A 15,980-nucleotide genomic window follows, 5' to 3' on the forward strand; every position below is an offset into this window, starting at 1 on the left:
AGTACGGCCGAGTACGAGCTGCGCTCCTCCGCCTTGCGATGCACCGCACCAGACGACGCGGGCTGATCCACGAAGATCGCCCGGACAGGACCTAGTAGGTGCCGCCGCCCCGCTGGGTCGAGCGCCCCTGCTTCAGACCGCCGCCGAGTCCGCGGCCGGTGTCGGCCGCGTGCTACGGGCAGCCTGCTCGGGCTGCGCCGGCAGCACGGCCTGAAGGTGCTGGGGGGCCTCGGCGGCGGTGTGGGAGGAGGCGAAGGTGAACGCGCGCGGAGACGGCCCGTGCGCCCGTAGGTCCGCCAGCCGCTCCAGGGCCTCGTCCACGGTCGGCAGGTGACCGGCGGGGACCCACCAGAGCACCAGGTGTGCCTCGACGTGCCGTTCGAACCATTCGCGGCGCCGCCGCATCCCCTCCAGGTGCCCGCTGCGGTAGGCGAAGTCCCAGAGAGCCTCCTGGGTCTCCCACACCGACAGGTTGACGATGACGTCCTCGCCCGCCGGGCGCAGGCTGGTGGCGTCGGCCGCCCCCTCCTCCACGAGCCGCCACACGAAGCCGGGCGCGGCGTCGGCGGCGGCGTTGACCGGATCGAGCATCTCGACGAACGGCGCCATGCGCGGGTCGTCGAGGGGGTGCCGGAGCGTGGCGACGTTGAGTTGGGCGAGGTGCACGGCATGTGTGGATGCGGTCATGGCCTCATCCCAGCACGCCTCGCTTTTCTATGTCAATGATTATTGTTTTTAGAACTCTCGACCACTACGCAACACTCCCCCGGTCGGGCGTCCATGCGAGCGCGGACGGGGCCGTCCGCACCGAGCAAGCCCTCCAACAGCGCGAGATTCATGCCGCAGACGAGCGGCGGGAAGCGTTCGGCGACCGCATGGAAGGGGCAGTTGCGCATACGGACGACGCGTGCGGCTGCCCCGGTCGTCCCCTCGGCGCCATCGGTGCCCTCGGCGTCCTGCACGCCCTCGGCGCCCTCCACGTCTTCCAGGTGCGGTTCGTAACCGCGGGCGGCCAGCACCTCCATGACCTCTTCGAGGCCGCCGCAGGGCGCCGCCGAGCCGCGCAGGGCCTCACCCCGGCGGCGAGCTGCCGCGCAGAGCTCGACGTCAAGTCCGGCCTGCTCGGCGGCCTCGGCGAGCAGCTCGGCGGCGGTGCGGTAGTCGCGGGCGGGCAGCGACACCGACCACTCGGCCCGCGCCCGCGTGTAGACCTTGGCGGGACGGCCCGCCCCCGGCCCCGAGCGGCCCGTCAGGCGGCGGCTGCCGCTCTCCAGGAGCCCGGCCTCGGTGAGCCTGTCCAGATGGTGCGCAGCGAGCGTGCGCGCCACCCCGGCCGCCTCGGCGGCCTCGTTGCGGCCGACCTCACGGCCCTGTGCCGCCACGTACTCGTACAGGCGGCGTCGCACGGGATCCTGCAGCACCGCGATCGCATCGATGTCCTCCACACAGCCATTCTAGGAACAACACAGGTTGGAGATAGAAAGCCGGACCTGCCGGGGACCCGCCCCCGACTGGCACGCGCCGAAGCCCACCCCCGGCCGGTCGGCCGTACCGGACCCGGCGACTGGCCGGCCACGGGTGTCGACGCGGCCGACCTGGGTCTGTCCTGCGGATCATGTGACTACTAGGCTGCGGCAATGGAACGCGTGACGGATGCGCCCGAGGGTCGCGCCCGGTCTGCAGAGCAGGCCCGGGTGAATGACTACGACCGTTTCGCCGAGGCTTACGCGGCGGAGAACGAGGAAAACCTCGTGAACGCGTACTACGAGCGGCCCGGGATGTTGGCCCTCGCCGGTGACGTGGCCGGCCGTCGGATCCTGGACGCCGGCTGTGGCTCAGGCGCCTTGTCCGCTGCACTGCGCGACCGCGGTGCGGTCGTCACCGGCATCGACGCCAGCGCCGGGATGCTGGCGTTGGCAAAACGGCGGCTCGGTGACGAAGCGACCCTGCACCTAGTCGACCTGAGCGACCCCTTGCCGTTCGCCGACGGTGCGTTCGACGACGTGGTCGCGTCGCTGGTGCTGCACTACCTGGAGGACTGGGGGCCGGTGCTGGCCGAGTTGCGGCGAGTGCTCAGGCCCGGCGGCCGGCTGATCGCGTCGGTGGACCACCCTTTCGTGGCCTACACGATCCAGGATCCTCGGCCTGACTACTTCGCGACCACCAGCTACACCTTCGACTGGACCTTCAACGGGCAGTCCGTCCCCATGAGGTTCTGGCGCAGGCCGTTGCACGTGATGACCGACGCCTTCACCACCGCCGGCTTCCGTCTTTCCGCCATCAGCGAGCCGCAGCCCGACCCAGCCGCCCGTGAGCTGTTCCCCGACGCCTTCCATGCCCTTTCGACCAAGACCTGCTTCCTCTTCTTCGTCCTCGAGGTACCGCCGTCGGCTGCGGGCTCGGACGAGTAGCCGACCGGCGGATCACGAGCGGCGGAAACTGCGTGGCTGTTGAGTTCCCGGCGCCGGTATCGTCCGGTTCCAGGCCGGCCGTACCAGCGGCCTCCCGCATTCGGAGAGCGATTTCACATGACCAGCCGACGACCGACGACGACCCTGTGGCGCCCGACCGGCCCCGTCGAGCTGGACCTGGTCCGCGAGCTGAACTGGCGTGCTTGGCCTCCTCGGCTGCCCGAGCAGCCGATCTTCTACCCGGTCCTCAACGAGGAGTACGCGATCAAGATCGCGAGGGACTGGAACGTGAAGCACAGCGGCGTAGGCTTCGTCACCCGATTTGAGGTCGAGTCGGAGTTCTTGAGCCGGTACCCCGTCCAGCAGGCCGGGGGTCGGACGATCCTCGAGTTGTGGGTTCCGGCTGAGGAGTTGGACGACTTCAACGCACACATGGTCGGGCCGATCGAGGTGGTCCACGAGTTCCGCTGAGCCGGGGCGGCTTGCGGATCCTTCGAGGACATCTGCTCAGCCGGACCAAGTGAGCGACGGCCGACGTTGCCACTCTGCGCTCCGGGCAAACGACAACCGAATCGTCAGACGGAAGACGCCAACGCATGAATACGCCGCCATCGTCACCTGGAACGCAGCGGACTGACGGATCATCCGTCCAGATCGGCGCTCTGGTTCCGCTCACTCGGCCCGGCTGGGTCGAGGCGGGCCGACACTTGCTCGCTGGACTCGAGCTGGGCGTTCGCGAGGTCAATGACGCCGGCGGGATCGCCGGAAGACCACTCGAGCTCGTGGTCCGAGACACCGCGGCCGATCCACAACGGGCCGCGGCGGCCGTAGATGAACTGGCGCGCCTGGGCGTGGCTGCCTTGGCGGGGGAATACCACAGCGTCGTCGCTCGCGCCGCTGCCGCCAGGGCCGACGCCCTCGGCCTGCCGTTCCTCTGCTCGTCAGCGGTTCTCGACGCTCTCACCGAACAGCCGACGGAATGGGTCGCGCGCCTCGCCCCGGCGCAGTCCCACGGCTGGCAGATCTACGCGGACTTCCTCCTCAGCGCGGGCCACAGTCGAATCGCCGTAGCGGCCGAGCCGAGTGTCTACTGGGAATCGGGGGCCCGCATTCTGCGGGACCGCCTCGCTCCGCGCGGCGGCACCGTCATCGAACTCGACATGCGCGCGCTATCCCCCGCTGCCGTGTGCGACGAACTCGTCGACAACCGCGCGACCGCCCTCCTTCTTCTGGTCGGCCACCCGGAGCCGGCAGTGTCGATCGTCAAGTCTGTACGCCGCGACCAGCGCCTCGCCGGTCTCATGATGGGCGCACCGGCCGGACAACCGGAGTTCGCCGAATGGGCGACGTCGCTGGGCGACGACAGCACCGCGATTCCGTTCTTGCGCTACCTGCCCGAGCGCTTCAGCCCGCTCGGTGCACGAGTCGAGACGGCCCTCCGTGAGCGGCTGGCGGCAGCGCCCTCCTTCGTCGCCTTCGAGGGGTACGACACGGTCGCCGTCCTCGCCGATGTGCTGCGTTCCCAGGGCGCGGACCGGGCGCGCACTGCCGCATCCTGGCCGCACGTTTCGGTCGAAGGCACCCGCGGGCAGATCGAGTTCTCCCGCACACCGGGCATCAGCGTGTGGCAATGGGCGTGGACGCCAGTCCAAGTCGTTGATCAAGATCCGGCGGAACCCGACCGCTTCCGGATCCTGCACACCAGCTGAGAGCACGGAGGTCCGCCTGCCCGGATCTGTCCGAACTCGAGGCTGTCGGCGGTGATCTCGCTCGGGCTGCTGATCCCGCTCCTCGCAGCATCAGCCGCCGGGGGTGAAGGTCACCGGCAGGCTCTGGGGGCCGCGCAGTCCGCCGGGACGCCAGGGGATCTCGTCCGGCGCTACGGCAAGAGCGAGGCCGGGGAGCCGGCGCAGGGCTGTGCCGATGGCGATCTGCCCCTCCAGCCGGGCCAGCGGCGCACCGAGGCAGTAGTGGACGCCGTGCCCGAATGCGAGGTGGGCGTTGTCCGGCCGGGTGATGTCCAGGCGGTCGGGGTCGGGGAACTGCGCAGGGTCACGGTCGGCGATGGCGGAGGCGATCAGCACGGTCGCGCCGCGCGGGATGGTCACGCCCGCGATCTCGACGTCTTCACGCGCGAACCGGGCGATGCCGGGGCTGACCGGGCCGTCGTAGCGGAGGAACTCCTCGATCGCGCCCGGCAGCAGCTCGGGGTCGGAGCGCAGCAGGTCGAGCTGGCCGGGGTGGGCGAGCAGCATGGCGATGCCGCCGCCGATCAGGTTGACCGTGGTGATGTAGCCGGCGGCCAGCAGCAGGAACACCATGGCGATCAGCTCGTCCTCGGTCAGCTGCTGGTCCTCGTCCCGGGCGGTGATGAGGCCGCTGAGCAGGTCGTCGCCGGGGTCCGCCCGTTTGGCCTGGATGAGCCCGGTCACGTAGGCGCGCATGTGCTGCCATGCCTCGTTGATCACGGCAGGGTCCGGCGGTTCGGTGCCCCGCATGGTCATGCGGTCGGTCCAGCGCTGGAAGTCGTGACGGTCGTCCACCGGCACACCGAGCAGTTCGCTGATGACCGTGACCGGGAGCGGGAGCGCGAAGTCCGCGACGAGGTCGGCGTGGCCGGCCGGGAGGACCCCGTCCAGCAGCCGGTCGGTGATGGACTGGATCCGGGGCCGCATCTCGGCCACTCTGCGGGCTGTGAACGCCTTGGAGACCAGGCGGCGCAGGCGGGTGTGGTCGGGCGGGTCGCTGCGGAGCATGCTGCTCAGCATCGATTCGCGCTCCGTCGCGGGCAGCTGGATCAGGAGACGGGCGTCCGAGGCGTCGCGCACGTCGCTGCTGAGCCGGGGGTCGGACAGGGCCGCGAGCCCGTCCTCGTAGCGGGTGACGAGCCAGGCGTCCAGGCCGCCCGCAATGACGACGCGGCGCACGGGGCCGTCCTCGCGCAGGCGCTGGTACAGCGGGAAGGGGTTCGCGACGAAGGCCGGGTCGGCGTAGGGCAGAAGGACCGGCCGCTCACTCATGATGCCTCCAGGAGTACGTCGCACTCGCTACGGAGAATGAGGATATATGCCCCAGTTTGCCTGAATGCCGGTTCCTGGTCCTCCTGCCTGTCGGTGTGCGCCGCGATCGGCGGCCCGGCCTGCGCTGATCCAGGCCATCAGGTCCGGCCGGGCGGCCGGGCCGGGATCAGGGGGCCCAGGGCAGTCGTAGGGCCTCGATTTCCGTGTCGGCGAGGAGTGCCTCGATGAGCGGAGCGGGGCCCACCACCTTGGTGGCCCAGAGGTCGTAATCCGTGCAGAGGACCCAGGACCGGTCCTCGGCCCAGAGGTTGGAGGGAGTCCAGCAGTCCTCTTCGGGGTGGTCGTACAGCGCCTTGGCGTCTGCGAGCGCGCCGGTCCGGACGTGGAGGTTGTCGAAGTCCTCGGCACCGAGCAGCAACGGGCTGTAGTAGGCCAGGCAATGGGTCTCCGCGCCGCCCGGGCTGTGCTCGATGAGGATGTCGGCCAGGCGGTTCCAGTCGGTCCGGTTCAAGCTGCCCTCGGACGGTGCCTGGATGCCGACCGGCCAGCCGCCCGGCTCGAACGAAGGGAAGGAGGTACAGCAGGGCAGCCGCTCCTCGGGCACGACGGGATCACCGGTCCGCCGCGAGAGCTCCGCCCAGCGCAGTCGGCGCCAACGAGGTCCGCGGTGCTCGCCCACCGTGCCGGTGAACACGTCCGCGGGGTCGAGGCCCGGGATGATCTCGGGCCCGCCGCCCATCAGCACGGCCCGTTCGTATGCGGCGTACGACATGTCGGTCGGCCCGAGTTCGTGCTCGTACATGGAGTGAAGCACCCAGGCCGCGTCGGGCAGCGCCGGCGGCATGAACCCGGTGAGCCCGTCGTCGCAGGCCAACTCCCTCAGCCAATCCGTCTCTCCAGCCGCGGCCAGCGGCCACCGCGCGACCGCCAGAGCGGCGGATATGTCGTTCATCCGCTCAGGATCTCACCCACCGCGGCGGCGAGAGCCCGGTGCAGCGCCCCCGGCGCCCGGCATCCACCCAAGTGCCCGCGGCTCACAGCGTGGAGCTGCGGCGTCACGCCTGGCTCGCTGCCGCGGCGGATGATGTCGAGTGATGCTCCGACCGGCTCGTACGCGTCGAGCTCGGCCGTGATGCCCCATGGCTGGTGGCTCGTGATGGTCGCTCGGACGGGATCGCCCGGGTGAAGCTCGCTGAGGGGGCGCTTGGGCGTGTCTGACACGGCAACATCATCTCACCCTGTCACCGGCGGGGCGCCGGTGAGGGACGTAGTGTGCCTGCCAAGACATGCCTGGGCCACTGCGTGGAGCAGCCTGGTCCGTACGAACCGCCCTTACACGGACTGCCTAATGAATCCTGCCGCCAGCACACCCTCGAAAGTATGATCAAGTAATGTCTGACATGACTGAAACCACGCCCGGCTGGCTGTCCTCCGACGAGCTGGAAATGGCCAGGGCCCGGATGCCGATCCTGTACGTGACGGCCGTCCCCGTACGCGTGGACGACAGCGGCGAAGTAACCAGCATCGGGCTGCTGCTGCGCATCGGTCCGGACGGAACGGTCAGCCGAACCCTGGTGTCCGGCCGCGTCCTGCATCACGAGCGGGTACGCGACGCGCTGCTGCGCCACTTGGAAAAGGACCTCGGCCCTGTGGCCCTGCCCCACGTTCCCCCTTCCCTCCAGCCCTTCACCGTCGCCGAGTACTTCCCCACAGCGGGCATCACGTCGTACCACGACGCGCGCCAGCACGCGGTGTCGCTTGCGTACATCGTGCCGGTGACCGGCGACTGCCGCCCCCGGCAGGACGCTCTGGACCTGGTCTGGTTCAGCCCGCAGGAGGCGGTCTCCCCGTCCGTGCAGAGCGAGATGCCGGGCGGGCACGGGGTGCTGCTGAAGCAGGCGCTCGCGCATGCGGGACACGTCTACTGAGCTCACTCCCGGGGCGCGGCGGGTGCCGCGGCGGTCCCGGACTCAGGACGCCATCACCGTCCACGGTGAGCACGGCAGGCATCACCGGCCCGGCCGGCCCTTCGTCCCGTCCGGGAGCCAAGATCGATTGTCAGTGGCGGGTGCGACAGTGGAAGCATCGAGTCGGAACGAGGGGGAGCTGCCATGTCCGGAAGCCAGAACTACATCAATCACGTTGCTCTTGTGTTGGATGCCAGTTCGTCCATGTCGCACCTGAGCCGCAAGGTCGTCGAAGTCGCCGACCAGCAGATTGCCTATCTTGCCCGCCGGTCGGAGGAACTGGACCAGGAGACCCGCGTCACGGTGTACGTCTTCGCCGACAAGGTGGAGTGCGTCATCTACGACAAGGACGTGCTGCGGATGCCCTCGCTGAAGCAGCTGTACCAGGTCGGCGGAATGACGGCTCTGCTGGCGGCCGCACTGAAGTCGCAGCGGGAGCTGGCGCAGACGGCTCAGCTGTACGGCGACCACAGCTTCCTGACGTTCGTACTCACCGACGGGCAGGAGAACGCAAGTCATCGCTGCCCGGATGCCCCTGTCAGGGATTCGCGTGAACTGGTGAAGGCCGTCGCCGAGATGATCGAGACGCAGGGGGACAACTGGACGCTGGCCGTGCTCGTGCCCGACCAGATGGGCAAGCGCGAGGCCATGCAGTGCGGTTTCCCGAAGGAAAACATCGCCATCTGGGACGCAACGAGCACGCAGGGTCTGGAAGAAGCAGGGCAGGTCATCCAGCAGGCCACCGAGAAGTTCATGGTGGGCCGCGCCCAGGGCATCCGGGGATCGCGGGCGGTGTTCTCCACGGGTGCGGAGGTGGTCAACAAGGACACCATCAAGGCGGCCGGTCTCACGCCGGTGAATCCGTCGGAGTACCAGCTGATTCCGGTGGCTCGTGACGCGGCGATCCGGGAATGGGTGACCGAATCCGGGCACACCTACCGTACGGGTTGCGCGTTCTACCAGCTCAGCAAGTCGGAGAAGATCCAGGCGCAGAAGCAGATCGCGGTGCTGGAGAAGAAGACGGACCGGGTGTACACGGGGCCCGAGGCCCGTGCTCTGCTCGGCCTGCCGGATGTGGAAGCACGCGTCAAGCCGGACCACAACGACGACTTCACGATCTTCGTACAGAGCACCAGCGTGAACCGCAAGCTCGTACCGAACACGCGGCTCCTGCTGATGTCCTGACACCTTGGATGCCCTGGTGGGGTCCCCGGCGGATTCTCCAGCCCGGCACCCCACCAGCAACTCCGCGGCTGCGGGCGCGGCCCAGGCGTATGGCGACCGCGCCGCCCGGACCGGAGTGACGGGTGTGGCTCACGGGTCAGGGGGCGTGGTCGTTCGGGAGCGGCTGCCGTCAGGGGCAGCCAGCCGTTCGTCAGGAGCCGTCTGCGAAGACGGCGTACACGGCGCGCCGGCCCGCGTACTCGCTCAGGTTCCAGATCACGGACTCGCCGTATGCCCAGTCGGCGGTGGTGCCGCTGTGGAAGCTCAGGTCCTCGGAGCCCACGCCGAGGCGGACGACGGTGGAGGGCGTGTCGGCGCCCGAGGCGACCGTCCGCAGGTAGCCGTTGGAGGACGGGCCGTCGCTGCGCGAGAGGTAGTGCTTGCTCTGGCGGGAGACGACGCCCTGGATCTTGCCCTGCTTCACCGTGACGGCCTCGGTCGCGGTGGTGGAGGCGAGCTTGCGCGTCGTGTAGTCCAGCGGCCACCGCACGATCTTGGGGGTGTCGACCTTGGTGCCGTTGCCGTTCCACCCATTGCCGGAGTAGTCCACGACGGGGGTGTCCAGGCTGGTGGCGTACTCGGTGACGGTGAGGCTGTCCGGGCTCGACGCGCGGTCGAGGCCGATCGCCGAGAAGCGCAGCAGGGTGCCGGTGTTGTCGTAGGCTGCGATCTGCGGCACGACGAACCGGTAGTCGTACGCGTGGTAGCGGCCGTCCGTGTGCCTCCCGCAGACGTCCGGGAGACCGGTGCTGACCTCGAACATTCGGTCCAGGTCGAAGACCCGCAGGCCCTTGTACGTGTCGACGACGTACAGCCGGTTTCCGTACCACATGATCCCGCCCGCGTGCTTGCGGACCGGCTGGTAGGTGTACGTGCCGTCGCTCGCGCGGACGGGCTCGACGAGGAGGACGTGCCGGTACACGGGTGCTGAGGCCGAGCTGTAGTCGACGAAGCTGAGGCGGATTCCCTTGTCGATCGCGAACTCGTCCACCTCGTCCTGGTCCGGGTCGGTCTCGAAGTACCAGGAAACCAGGACCACCCGCTTGCCGCCCGCGGGCCACAGGCCGGCGCCGAGCGCATCGGCGCTGGTGGTGATCCCCTGCGGGATCCATTCGACCGCGTCCTGGTCGCCGGGGTTCCAGGTGAAGCCGTGCGAGAAGCCGCCGACGCCGGCCGGCGCCGAGGAGAGCTTGGCGGCGGGGCGGTTGGCTGTGGCCAGCACCTCGGAGACCCCCGCGGTGGGCAGGACCCGCGCCAGGCCCGCTATGTGGTCCGCGAACTGCCCCGAGGCGTTCGAGGTCCGCTCGGCCAGCGTGAACTGTCCGGGCGTGAGGGTGCCCGCCTGGGCTGTGGCGGGGGCGATGGCAGCGCCGGCGGCGGTGATGAACGGCGCGGCGGCAATTCCCTTGATGATCGTCCTGCGTGACATGGTCATGCGGCGAAAATCTAGATCTTCGCAACCCTTCAGTGCAAACCCCCGCCCCCGTCAGCCACAGTCCGCAGCCCGCGAGTTGAAGCCGGTGGCGCAACCCTTGGTGTCGCCCCCGCCGGGCGTCCGCTCCTTGCCTCCCGGCTCCGGCTGACGGCCGGGGCGGCGCCGGCACACCGCAGGGCAGCTTGCCGCCGCGAGCCCGGCGGTCCCTCTGCGGGTCATGACCCGCAACCACGCCTGGACCGCCGGCCGCGACCGCAGCCCCCGCCGCAACCCCGGCTTCACCTGCTGCCAGGCCGCCGACCTGATCAACCCTCCCTGCCCGGATACGGCGGCGGGTGGGCGGGTCGTCAGGCCGGCGGTTGATCCCCGCTGGAGGTGTCGGGGAAGGAGTGGTGTTCGTGCGCGACAACCCACCGGCCCTGCTCCTTGCGCAGGCCCACCGTGAGTCGCAGGCGGTTCGACGGATCCTCGGCAAGCTCCTGCGGCGTTCCGCAGCGCAGCAGGGCGTGAGCGTAGGCCACGTCCTCGCCGGCTGTGATCTCCAGTGATGTGATCTCGAACGAGGCGCCTTGTGCCTGCCACTCGAAGAAGGGCGGCCACGTCTCGCGATAGGCATCGATCCCGCGAACGCCCTCCCGCGGCGGCGGCACGTCGAACATCACGATGTCGTCGGCATGGTCCGCCAGGACGCCGTCCAGGTCGGCTGCGTGTACCGCTGCGGCCCACCGTTCGATCAAGAGACGAATCTGCTCCTCGTCACCCGTCATGGATCAACTCACGGTCCCTTCGACAGCCCGGCTCCGGCGGTGAACGTTCCAGGTCACCGCGCTGCTCGTCGCGGAGGATCGAGCGGCGCCAGGCGGCGGATGCGCTTCTCCGCCACCCTCGCCCACGAGGGCCCCCCTGACTAGGCCGTGGCACCGCCTGGGATCGATGATTTCGCCCGGTCGGCGGCGTGACCGGGGTGCCTGGCCTGCGTCGATGCGGGCACGGCGCCCGGTCCCCGTACCGCTCCGCCCGGAGCGGCGGGGCCCGTGCGTCCGCTCGTCACCGGACGGCGCGGCGTGCACGAGCGGCCGACGGAGGGGGACGATGGAGTCGGGCGGGACCACCGGTGCCGGTACATGGCCTCGGCGCGGCAATGCGGCAGGAGTCTGAGCCGGCCGGAAGGAGAGCCCGGACGATGAACGCAACCGAGCCCCTGCGGAGCGGTCCCGGCGCGGCGCGGGCCGTTCCGTCCGGGCCGGGCGGCCTGCTGGATGTGCTGAACGTCGCGGCTGTGCTCCTCGATGCCGAGGGCAAGATCGATCTGTGGAGCCCGCAGGCCGAGGACCTGTTCGGCTACAGCGCACAGGAGGCCCTCGGTGCGTTCGCCGGCCATCTGCTGGTCCACGAGGACTACCGGGACCTCGTGCTGGACATGTTTGCCCAGGTCATGGGGGGTGGCGGCAGCTGGGCGGGCGTGTTCCCCGTCCGGCACAAGGACGGCAGCACACGGATGGTGGAATTCCGCAACATGCGGCTGCAGGACGGCGCGCGGGACTACTGGGCCCTGGGTCTGGCCACCGACCAGTCGACCGTACGGCAGGTCGAACGCGAGCTGGCACTGTCCGCCCAGCTGGTCGCCCAGTCACCGACCGGACTGGGTGTACTGGACACCGACCTTCGGTACGTCTCGGTCAACCCGGCGGAGGAGCAGATGAACGGCGTTCCCGCCGCCGAGCACATCGGGCGCCACGTCCATGAGGTGCTGCCCTTCCTGGACGAGTCCTTCGAGGCGGCGATGCGGGAGGTCCTGGACACCGGCATCCCGATCGTGGACCAGTACACCGTCGGCCGGACTCCGGCCGACCCGGACCACGACCACGCCTGGTCGATCTCGTTCTACCGGCTCGAAGCCCCCAACGGGAAAGTGCTGGGAGTGGCCACCTCCAGCGTGGATGTCACCGAGCGCCACCGCGCCGTGGAGGAGCAACGCCACACCGCCCTGACCCTCCAGCGCAGCCTGCTGCCCCCCACACCACCGCGGCGGCCGGGTCTGGAAGTCGCCACCCGCTACCGCCCTGCCCAGGCCGCCATCGAGATCGGCGGCGACTGGTTCGACGTCATCCCCCTGAGCGGTGAGAAGACCGCCCTGGTCGTCGGCGACGTCATGGGCAGCGGGGTCGTCGCCGCAGCCACCATGGGCCAGCTGCGCACCGCCACCCGCACGCTGGCCGACCTCGACCTCGACCCCGCCGATGTTCTTTATCATCTCGACCACGTCACCGATGGTCTCGACACCATCGCCACCTGCGTCTATGTCGTATACGACCCCCACGAGGCGCAGTGCCGCCTCTCCCTCGCCGGCCACCTGCCGCCCGCCCTCCTTCACCGGGACGGGACACGAGAGCTGCTCGACGTACCGTCCGGCGCACCCCTGGGCGGCTGCGGTGTCGCCTTCCACACGACGCGCCTCCGCTTCGAGCCGGGCGATCAGCTCGTCCTGTACACCGACGGCCTGGTGGAGACCCGCGACCAGGCGATCGACGAACGCCTGGAGGCTCTGCTGGACGTCCTCGACGACCCCCACCGATCGCTGGAAACCACCTGCGACCTGCTGCTGCACACGCTGCGTCACCCGGGAGACCACGACGACGTGGCCCTGCTCATCGCCCGGGCCACACCGCCGGGCGGGCACACTGCCGAGCTCGAAACGCCTCCGGCGGTTCGCGGGCCGCGCTGAGGCCGTACGCGGATCCGGCCCGTTTCCGTCACGGGCCGGGGGCGTCGGCTCTGCCGGCCGATGCCGTGCGTGCTTAGGTGCGGGCGTGGATCTCACATGGGTGGATGTCTGCGGGCGGCGGTTGCGGCGGCATGGCCTGGTGTCGCCACTGGGCAGCCCGGCCGAGGCGGCGGCAGCGATGTGTGGCGCGCATGCCCAGGTGTTGTCGGCCGCCGAGGTATCGATCGGCCTACGGCTGGACGGCGTCACGCGCGTAGGTGTGCGGGAGGCGCTGTGGTCGGACCACAGCCTGATCAAGACGTTCGGGCCACGCGGCACGATCCATCTGCTTCCGGCGTCCGAGCTGGCCCTGTGGTGCGGGGCACTGGGAGCCGTACCCGCCGCTGGGCGGCTCGCGCCCGAGGCGCGGCTGACCGCGGAGCAGACCGACGAGCTCGTCGCCGCGATCGGCGTGATCCTGGCCGACGCGGAGCTGACCGTCGATGAGCTGAGCGAAGCACTGGCCGACCGGGTCGGAACCTGGGCCGTCGACCCGGTGATGCCCGCGTTCCAGACGATGTGGCCGCGCTGGCGCCAGATGGTCGGCACCGCCGCCCACAGAGGTGTGCTGTGCTTCGGCCCGGACAAGGGCCGCAACGCCACCTACACCAACCCCGGCCGCTGGCTGCCCGGTTTCTCCCCCGCCCCGCACACCGGGGCGATCGACTGGCTGCTGGGCCGCTACCTGCACTCCTACGGGCCGGCGACTCCGCAGCACTTCGCCCGGTGGCTGGCCACCACCCCCGGCTGGGCACGCCGCCTGTTCGAAGCGAGCGACCTCACCGAGGTCAGGGTGGAAGGCACCAGCGCCTGGACCGCCTACGGTGACACCGAACCCGGCGACGCCGCACAAGGCGTGCTGCTGCTGCCGCACTTCGACGCCTTCACCGTCGGCTCCCAGCCGCGGGAGCTGCTGTTCCCGGGCACCGCATGGCAGCGGGCGCTCTCCAGAACCAGCCAGGCAGGCAACTTCCCGGTCCTCCTGATCGACGGCGTGGTCGCAGGCGTTTGGCAGCAGAGGAAGACGGGCAGCCAGGTCGCGATCACCGTCGAACCGCTCCGCACCCTGAACTCACGTCAGAACCGGCAACTGGGCCGACAAGCCGAGAGGATCGGCAGCATCCTCCAGGCCCGCCCCACCCTCACCATCGGCACCATCAACACCGGCGCCCACGCGTAGATCGCCCGTCGCACGCTGCGCGTCCGCGCGTTGCCCCGCGTCGCCCCCCGCGTGGACGGGGCGAGTTGGGGTCATTGCCCCGCATCGTCCCTGTTCCGATTCTGCGGGCTTCCTTAGGGGACTCTGAAGAACCCCTCCAGGGCGCTCTTTTCCCTGGTCACGGACCTAGGCTCGGGCGGGCCCCCAAACACTCCCAGGGACCCCCCTCCTCCCCCTCTCCAGCGAGGTGTTACCTGCATGAGCCGCAGTCGAACTCCCGGAACCCCGTCCCGCGTCGAGGCGCGCCGGAAAAAGACGGCGCGCACGCGCATCCTGCTGTCCGTCACCGCGACTGTCGCGGTCGTGGCGGTCGGGGTCGCGGTGGCCGACTCCAACGGTGACGACCGCACGGACCAGCGGGCCGACGGCGCGGCCGGTACGGCGTCCGCCACGGGACCGGCGACCCCGACGGCGGCCCCCACCGAGGCGACCCCCACGGGCACCCCCGACGCCTCGGCCTCGGCGAGCGCGAGCCCGTCCGCGACGCCCGACGCCGGCGCCACGGAATCGACCCCTCCTGCCGATCCCACGCCGCCGGCGAGCAGCGCTCCGGCCAAGTCGGCGGCGGCCCAGCCGGCCAAGCCGACGCTCAAGCCCTCCCCGACGAAGGGCAGTGGTTCGGGCGGCTCCGGTGGCTCCGGTGGTTCGGGCACGGTCAACGCCGACGCCGAGTCCGCGGTCCTCGCCCTGGTCAACAAGGAGCGGTCGGCGGCCGGGTGCGGCCCCCTGGCGGCCAACGCGAAGCTGAGCGCCGCCGCACGGGCGTACAGCGACACCATGGCCCGCAGCGGCGTCATGTCCCACACCGGGCCCGACGGGTCCACCATGACCAGCCGGGTGGAAGCGGCCGGGTACCAGTGGTCCCGCCTGGGCGAGAACATAGCCCGCGGGCAGGCCGACGCCGATGCGGTCATGAAGGCCTGGATGAACAGCTCCGGGCACAGGGCCAACATCCTCAACTGTGACTTCCGGGAGATCGGTATCGGCGTGCACAAGGGCGACGGCGGCCCGTGGTGGACGCAGAACTTCGGCACCGGAAAGTAGCCGAGCCCCGGCGTGCCGACCGGCCGACGCGGCCCGCACCGGCCTGCTGACCGGCCGAAGCAACCCCCCACCGGCCCGCCGAGCGGCTCCGCGACGTCCTCCGACCCCGACCGGGGTTCGGAGGACGTCGGCGTTCCCCGGGCCGCCCGCCCGTCCGTCCGCCCGTACGTACGCCCGCCGGCGCCCCACCGGCGCCCCCACCGGGCGGCTGCGGGCCTTCCAGGGGAGCCGGTGACGGGCCGCCGCCCGCGTCGGCCACTATGGGGCCGTGCCCCGAACTCCGCGCTACCTGCTCATATGGCTGTCGTGCACGGCCGCCAGCGTGACCGCCGTGCTCGCCACGGTCCAGTTCGTGGTCGGGTCGACCAGGCATACGCCCCCGGTCGCGCGCTCCGCCCCGGTGGTCATCGACACGCCCCCTGCCTGGCAGGCGGGCAGCCCGGCCCCGGATCAGGCCTCCCCGACCGCGACCGCCTCCGCGAGTCCCTCGCCCACCGTGACGCAGCGGCCCTCCTCCTCGCCCGCCGCCCCCTCCCCCGCCAAGGCCTCCTCGGGCGCCCCCCGGACCAGCGCGCCGCCGACCGTCGACTGCGAGCAGGGCGGGGCGGGCCTGCACACCGTCCCCTCGCAGGGCGGCAAGGTCACGGTCCGGTACGGGAGCCGGGGCGTGTGCCTGATCTCGGCGATCCCCAGCCGCGGTTTCAAGGCGACCACCTCCCAGACCGCCGACGACACCCTCACGGTCACGTTCACCAGCGGCGACCACCGGTCGGTGATCACGGCGACGATCGTCCCGGGGGCCAAGGCCAGCGTCCGCGAGACCTCGTTCTGAAGCCCGGCCGCGGCGGCCGATCAGGGCCGCTCGGCAACTCCCGCCCCTTTTGCAGGGTTTCGGG

General features: G+C 70.6%; 15 protein-coding genes. 9 read left to right on the forward strand and 6 right to left on the reverse strand.

The genetic code is table 11. From position 1 onward, the window contains the following. Nucleotides 1–132: 132 nt before the first annotated feature. Nucleotides 133–687, reverse strand: coding sequence for a DUF3291 domain-containing protein (locus tag AB0D94_RS20010; protein WP_362053376.1), 555 nt, complete (start codon nucleotides 685–687; stop codon nucleotides 133–135). Nucleotides 688–719: 32 nt separating this feature from the next. Further along, the gene (locus AB0D94_RS20015; RefSeq protein WP_362053379.1) at nucleotides 720–1,445 is read right to left on the reverse strand and encodes a helix-turn-helix domain-containing protein; all 726 of its coding nucleotides are present in this window, start codon (nucleotides 1,443–1,445) and stop codon (nucleotides 720–722) included. 192 nt (nucleotides 1,446–1,637) lie between these two features. On the opposite strand from AB0D94_RS20015, the gene AB0D94_RS20020 reads away from it, so the two are divergent. The 3 genes from AB0D94_RS20020 to AB0D94_RS20030 all read left to right on the forward strand — a co-directional run bounded on the left by AB0D94_RS20020 (nucleotide 1,638) and on the right by AB0D94_RS20030 (nucleotide 4,120). Then, nucleotides 1,638–2,411, forward strand: a complete 774-nt coding sequence (locus AB0D94_RS20020) for a class I SAM-dependent methyltransferase (RefSeq protein WP_362053382.1) — start codon at nucleotides 1,638–1,640, stop codon at nucleotides 2,409–2,411. Nucleotides 2,412–2,528: 117 nt separating this feature from the next. Beyond that, the gene (locus AB0D94_RS20025; protein WP_362053385.1) at nucleotides 2,529–2,882 is read left to right on the forward strand and encodes a hypothetical protein; all 354 of its coding nucleotides are present in this window, start codon (nucleotides 2,529–2,531) and stop codon (nucleotides 2,880–2,882) included. Nucleotides 2,883–3,007: 125 nt separating this feature from the next. Further along, the gene (locus AB0D94_RS20030) at nucleotides 3,008–4,120 is read left to right on the forward strand and encodes an ABC transporter substrate-binding protein (RefSeq protein WP_362053388.1); all 1,113 of its coding nucleotides are present in this window, start codon (nucleotides 3,008–3,010) and stop codon (nucleotides 4,118–4,120) included. A 90-nt stretch (nucleotides 4,121–4,210) separates the two neighbouring features. On the opposite strand, the gene AB0D94_RS20035 is transcribed toward AB0D94_RS20030, so the two are convergent. Both AB0D94_RS20035 and AB0D94_RS20040 read right to left on the reverse strand, forming a co-directional pair. Beyond that, entirely contained in the window at nucleotides 4,211–5,431 is a 1,221-nt protein-coding gene (locus AB0D94_RS20035) for a cytochrome P450 (protein ID WP_362053391.1), read from the reverse strand. Between the two features lie 166 nt (nucleotides 5,432–5,597). Next, on the reverse strand, nucleotides 5,598–6,383 hold the full coding sequence (locus tag AB0D94_RS20040) for a hypothetical protein (protein ID WP_362053394.1): 786 nt from the start codon (nucleotides 6,381–6,383) through the stop codon (nucleotides 5,598–5,600). A gap of 439 nt (nucleotides 6,384–6,822) precedes the next feature. On the opposite strand from AB0D94_RS20040, the gene AB0D94_RS20045 reads away from it, so the two are divergent. Together AB0D94_RS20045 and AB0D94_RS20050 are read left to right on the forward strand one after the other, a co-directional pair. Continuing rightward, nucleotides 6,823–7,359: an NUDIX hydrolase family protein gene (locus tag AB0D94_RS20045; RefSeq protein WP_362053397.1), complete on the forward strand. Its 537-nt coding sequence runs from the start codon at nucleotides 6,823–6,825 to the stop codon at nucleotides 7,357–7,359. A gap of 183 nt (nucleotides 7,360–7,542) precedes the next feature. Continuing rightward, a complete protein-coding gene (locus AB0D94_RS20050) occupies nucleotides 7,543–8,583 on the forward strand; it encodes a vWA domain-containing protein (protein ID WP_362053400.1) in 1,041 nt (346 codons plus the stop codon). A 190-nt stretch (nucleotides 8,584–8,773) separates the two neighbouring features. Here AB0D94_RS20050 and AB0D94_RS20055 read toward each other — a convergent pair whose 3' ends face one another. Both AB0D94_RS20055 and AB0D94_RS20060 read right to left on the reverse strand, forming a co-directional pair. Then, nucleotides 8,774–10,057 carry a hypothetical protein gene (locus AB0D94_RS20055; protein ID WP_362053403.1) on the reverse strand — a complete coding sequence of 428 codons (1,284 nt, stop codon included), beginning with the start codon at nucleotides 10,055–10,057 and terminating at the stop codon, nucleotides 8,774–8,776. A gap of 347 nt (nucleotides 10,058–10,404) precedes the next feature. Beyond that, nucleotides 10,405–10,824: an SgcJ/EcaC family oxidoreductase gene (locus AB0D94_RS20060; protein WP_362053406.1), complete on the reverse strand. Its 420-nt coding sequence runs from the start codon at nucleotides 10,822–10,824 to the stop codon at nucleotides 10,405–10,407. 416 nt (nucleotides 10,825–11,240) lie between these two features. On the opposite strand from AB0D94_RS20060, the gene AB0D94_RS20065 reads away from it, so the two are divergent. From AB0D94_RS20065 to AB0D94_RS20080, 4 genes are all read left to right on the forward strand, one after another. After that, nucleotides 11,241–12,782: a SpoIIE family protein phosphatase gene (locus AB0D94_RS20065; protein ID WP_362053410.1), complete on the forward strand. Its 1,542-nt coding sequence runs from the start codon at nucleotides 11,241–11,243 to the stop codon at nucleotides 12,780–12,782. Nucleotides 12,783–12,960: 178 nt separating this feature from the next. Continuing rightward, nucleotides 12,961–14,001 (forward strand): winged helix DNA-binding domain-containing protein, encoded by a 1,041-nt coding sequence (locus AB0D94_RS20070; RefSeq protein ID WP_362053413.1) that lies wholly within the window; start codon nucleotides 12,961–12,963, stop codon nucleotides 13,999–14,001. A 237-nt stretch (nucleotides 14,002–14,238) separates the two neighbouring features. Next, nucleotides 14,239–15,084 (forward strand): CAP domain-containing protein, encoded by an 846-nt coding sequence (locus tag AB0D94_RS20075; protein ID WP_362053416.1) that lies wholly within the window; start codon nucleotides 14,239–14,241, stop codon nucleotides 15,082–15,084. A 268-nt stretch (nucleotides 15,085–15,352) separates the two neighbouring features. Further along, nucleotides 15,353–15,916, forward strand: a complete 564-nt coding sequence (locus AB0D94_RS20080) for a hypothetical protein (RefSeq protein ID WP_362053419.1) — start codon at nucleotides 15,353–15,355, stop codon at nucleotides 15,914–15,916. Nucleotides 15,917–15,980 lie beyond the last annotated feature (64 nt).

The sequence above is a fragment of the Streptomyces sp. NPDC048255 genome, from assembly GCF_040652415.1.
Lineage (GTDB): Bacteria > Actinomycetota > Actinomycetes > Streptomycetales > Streptomycetaceae > Streptomyces.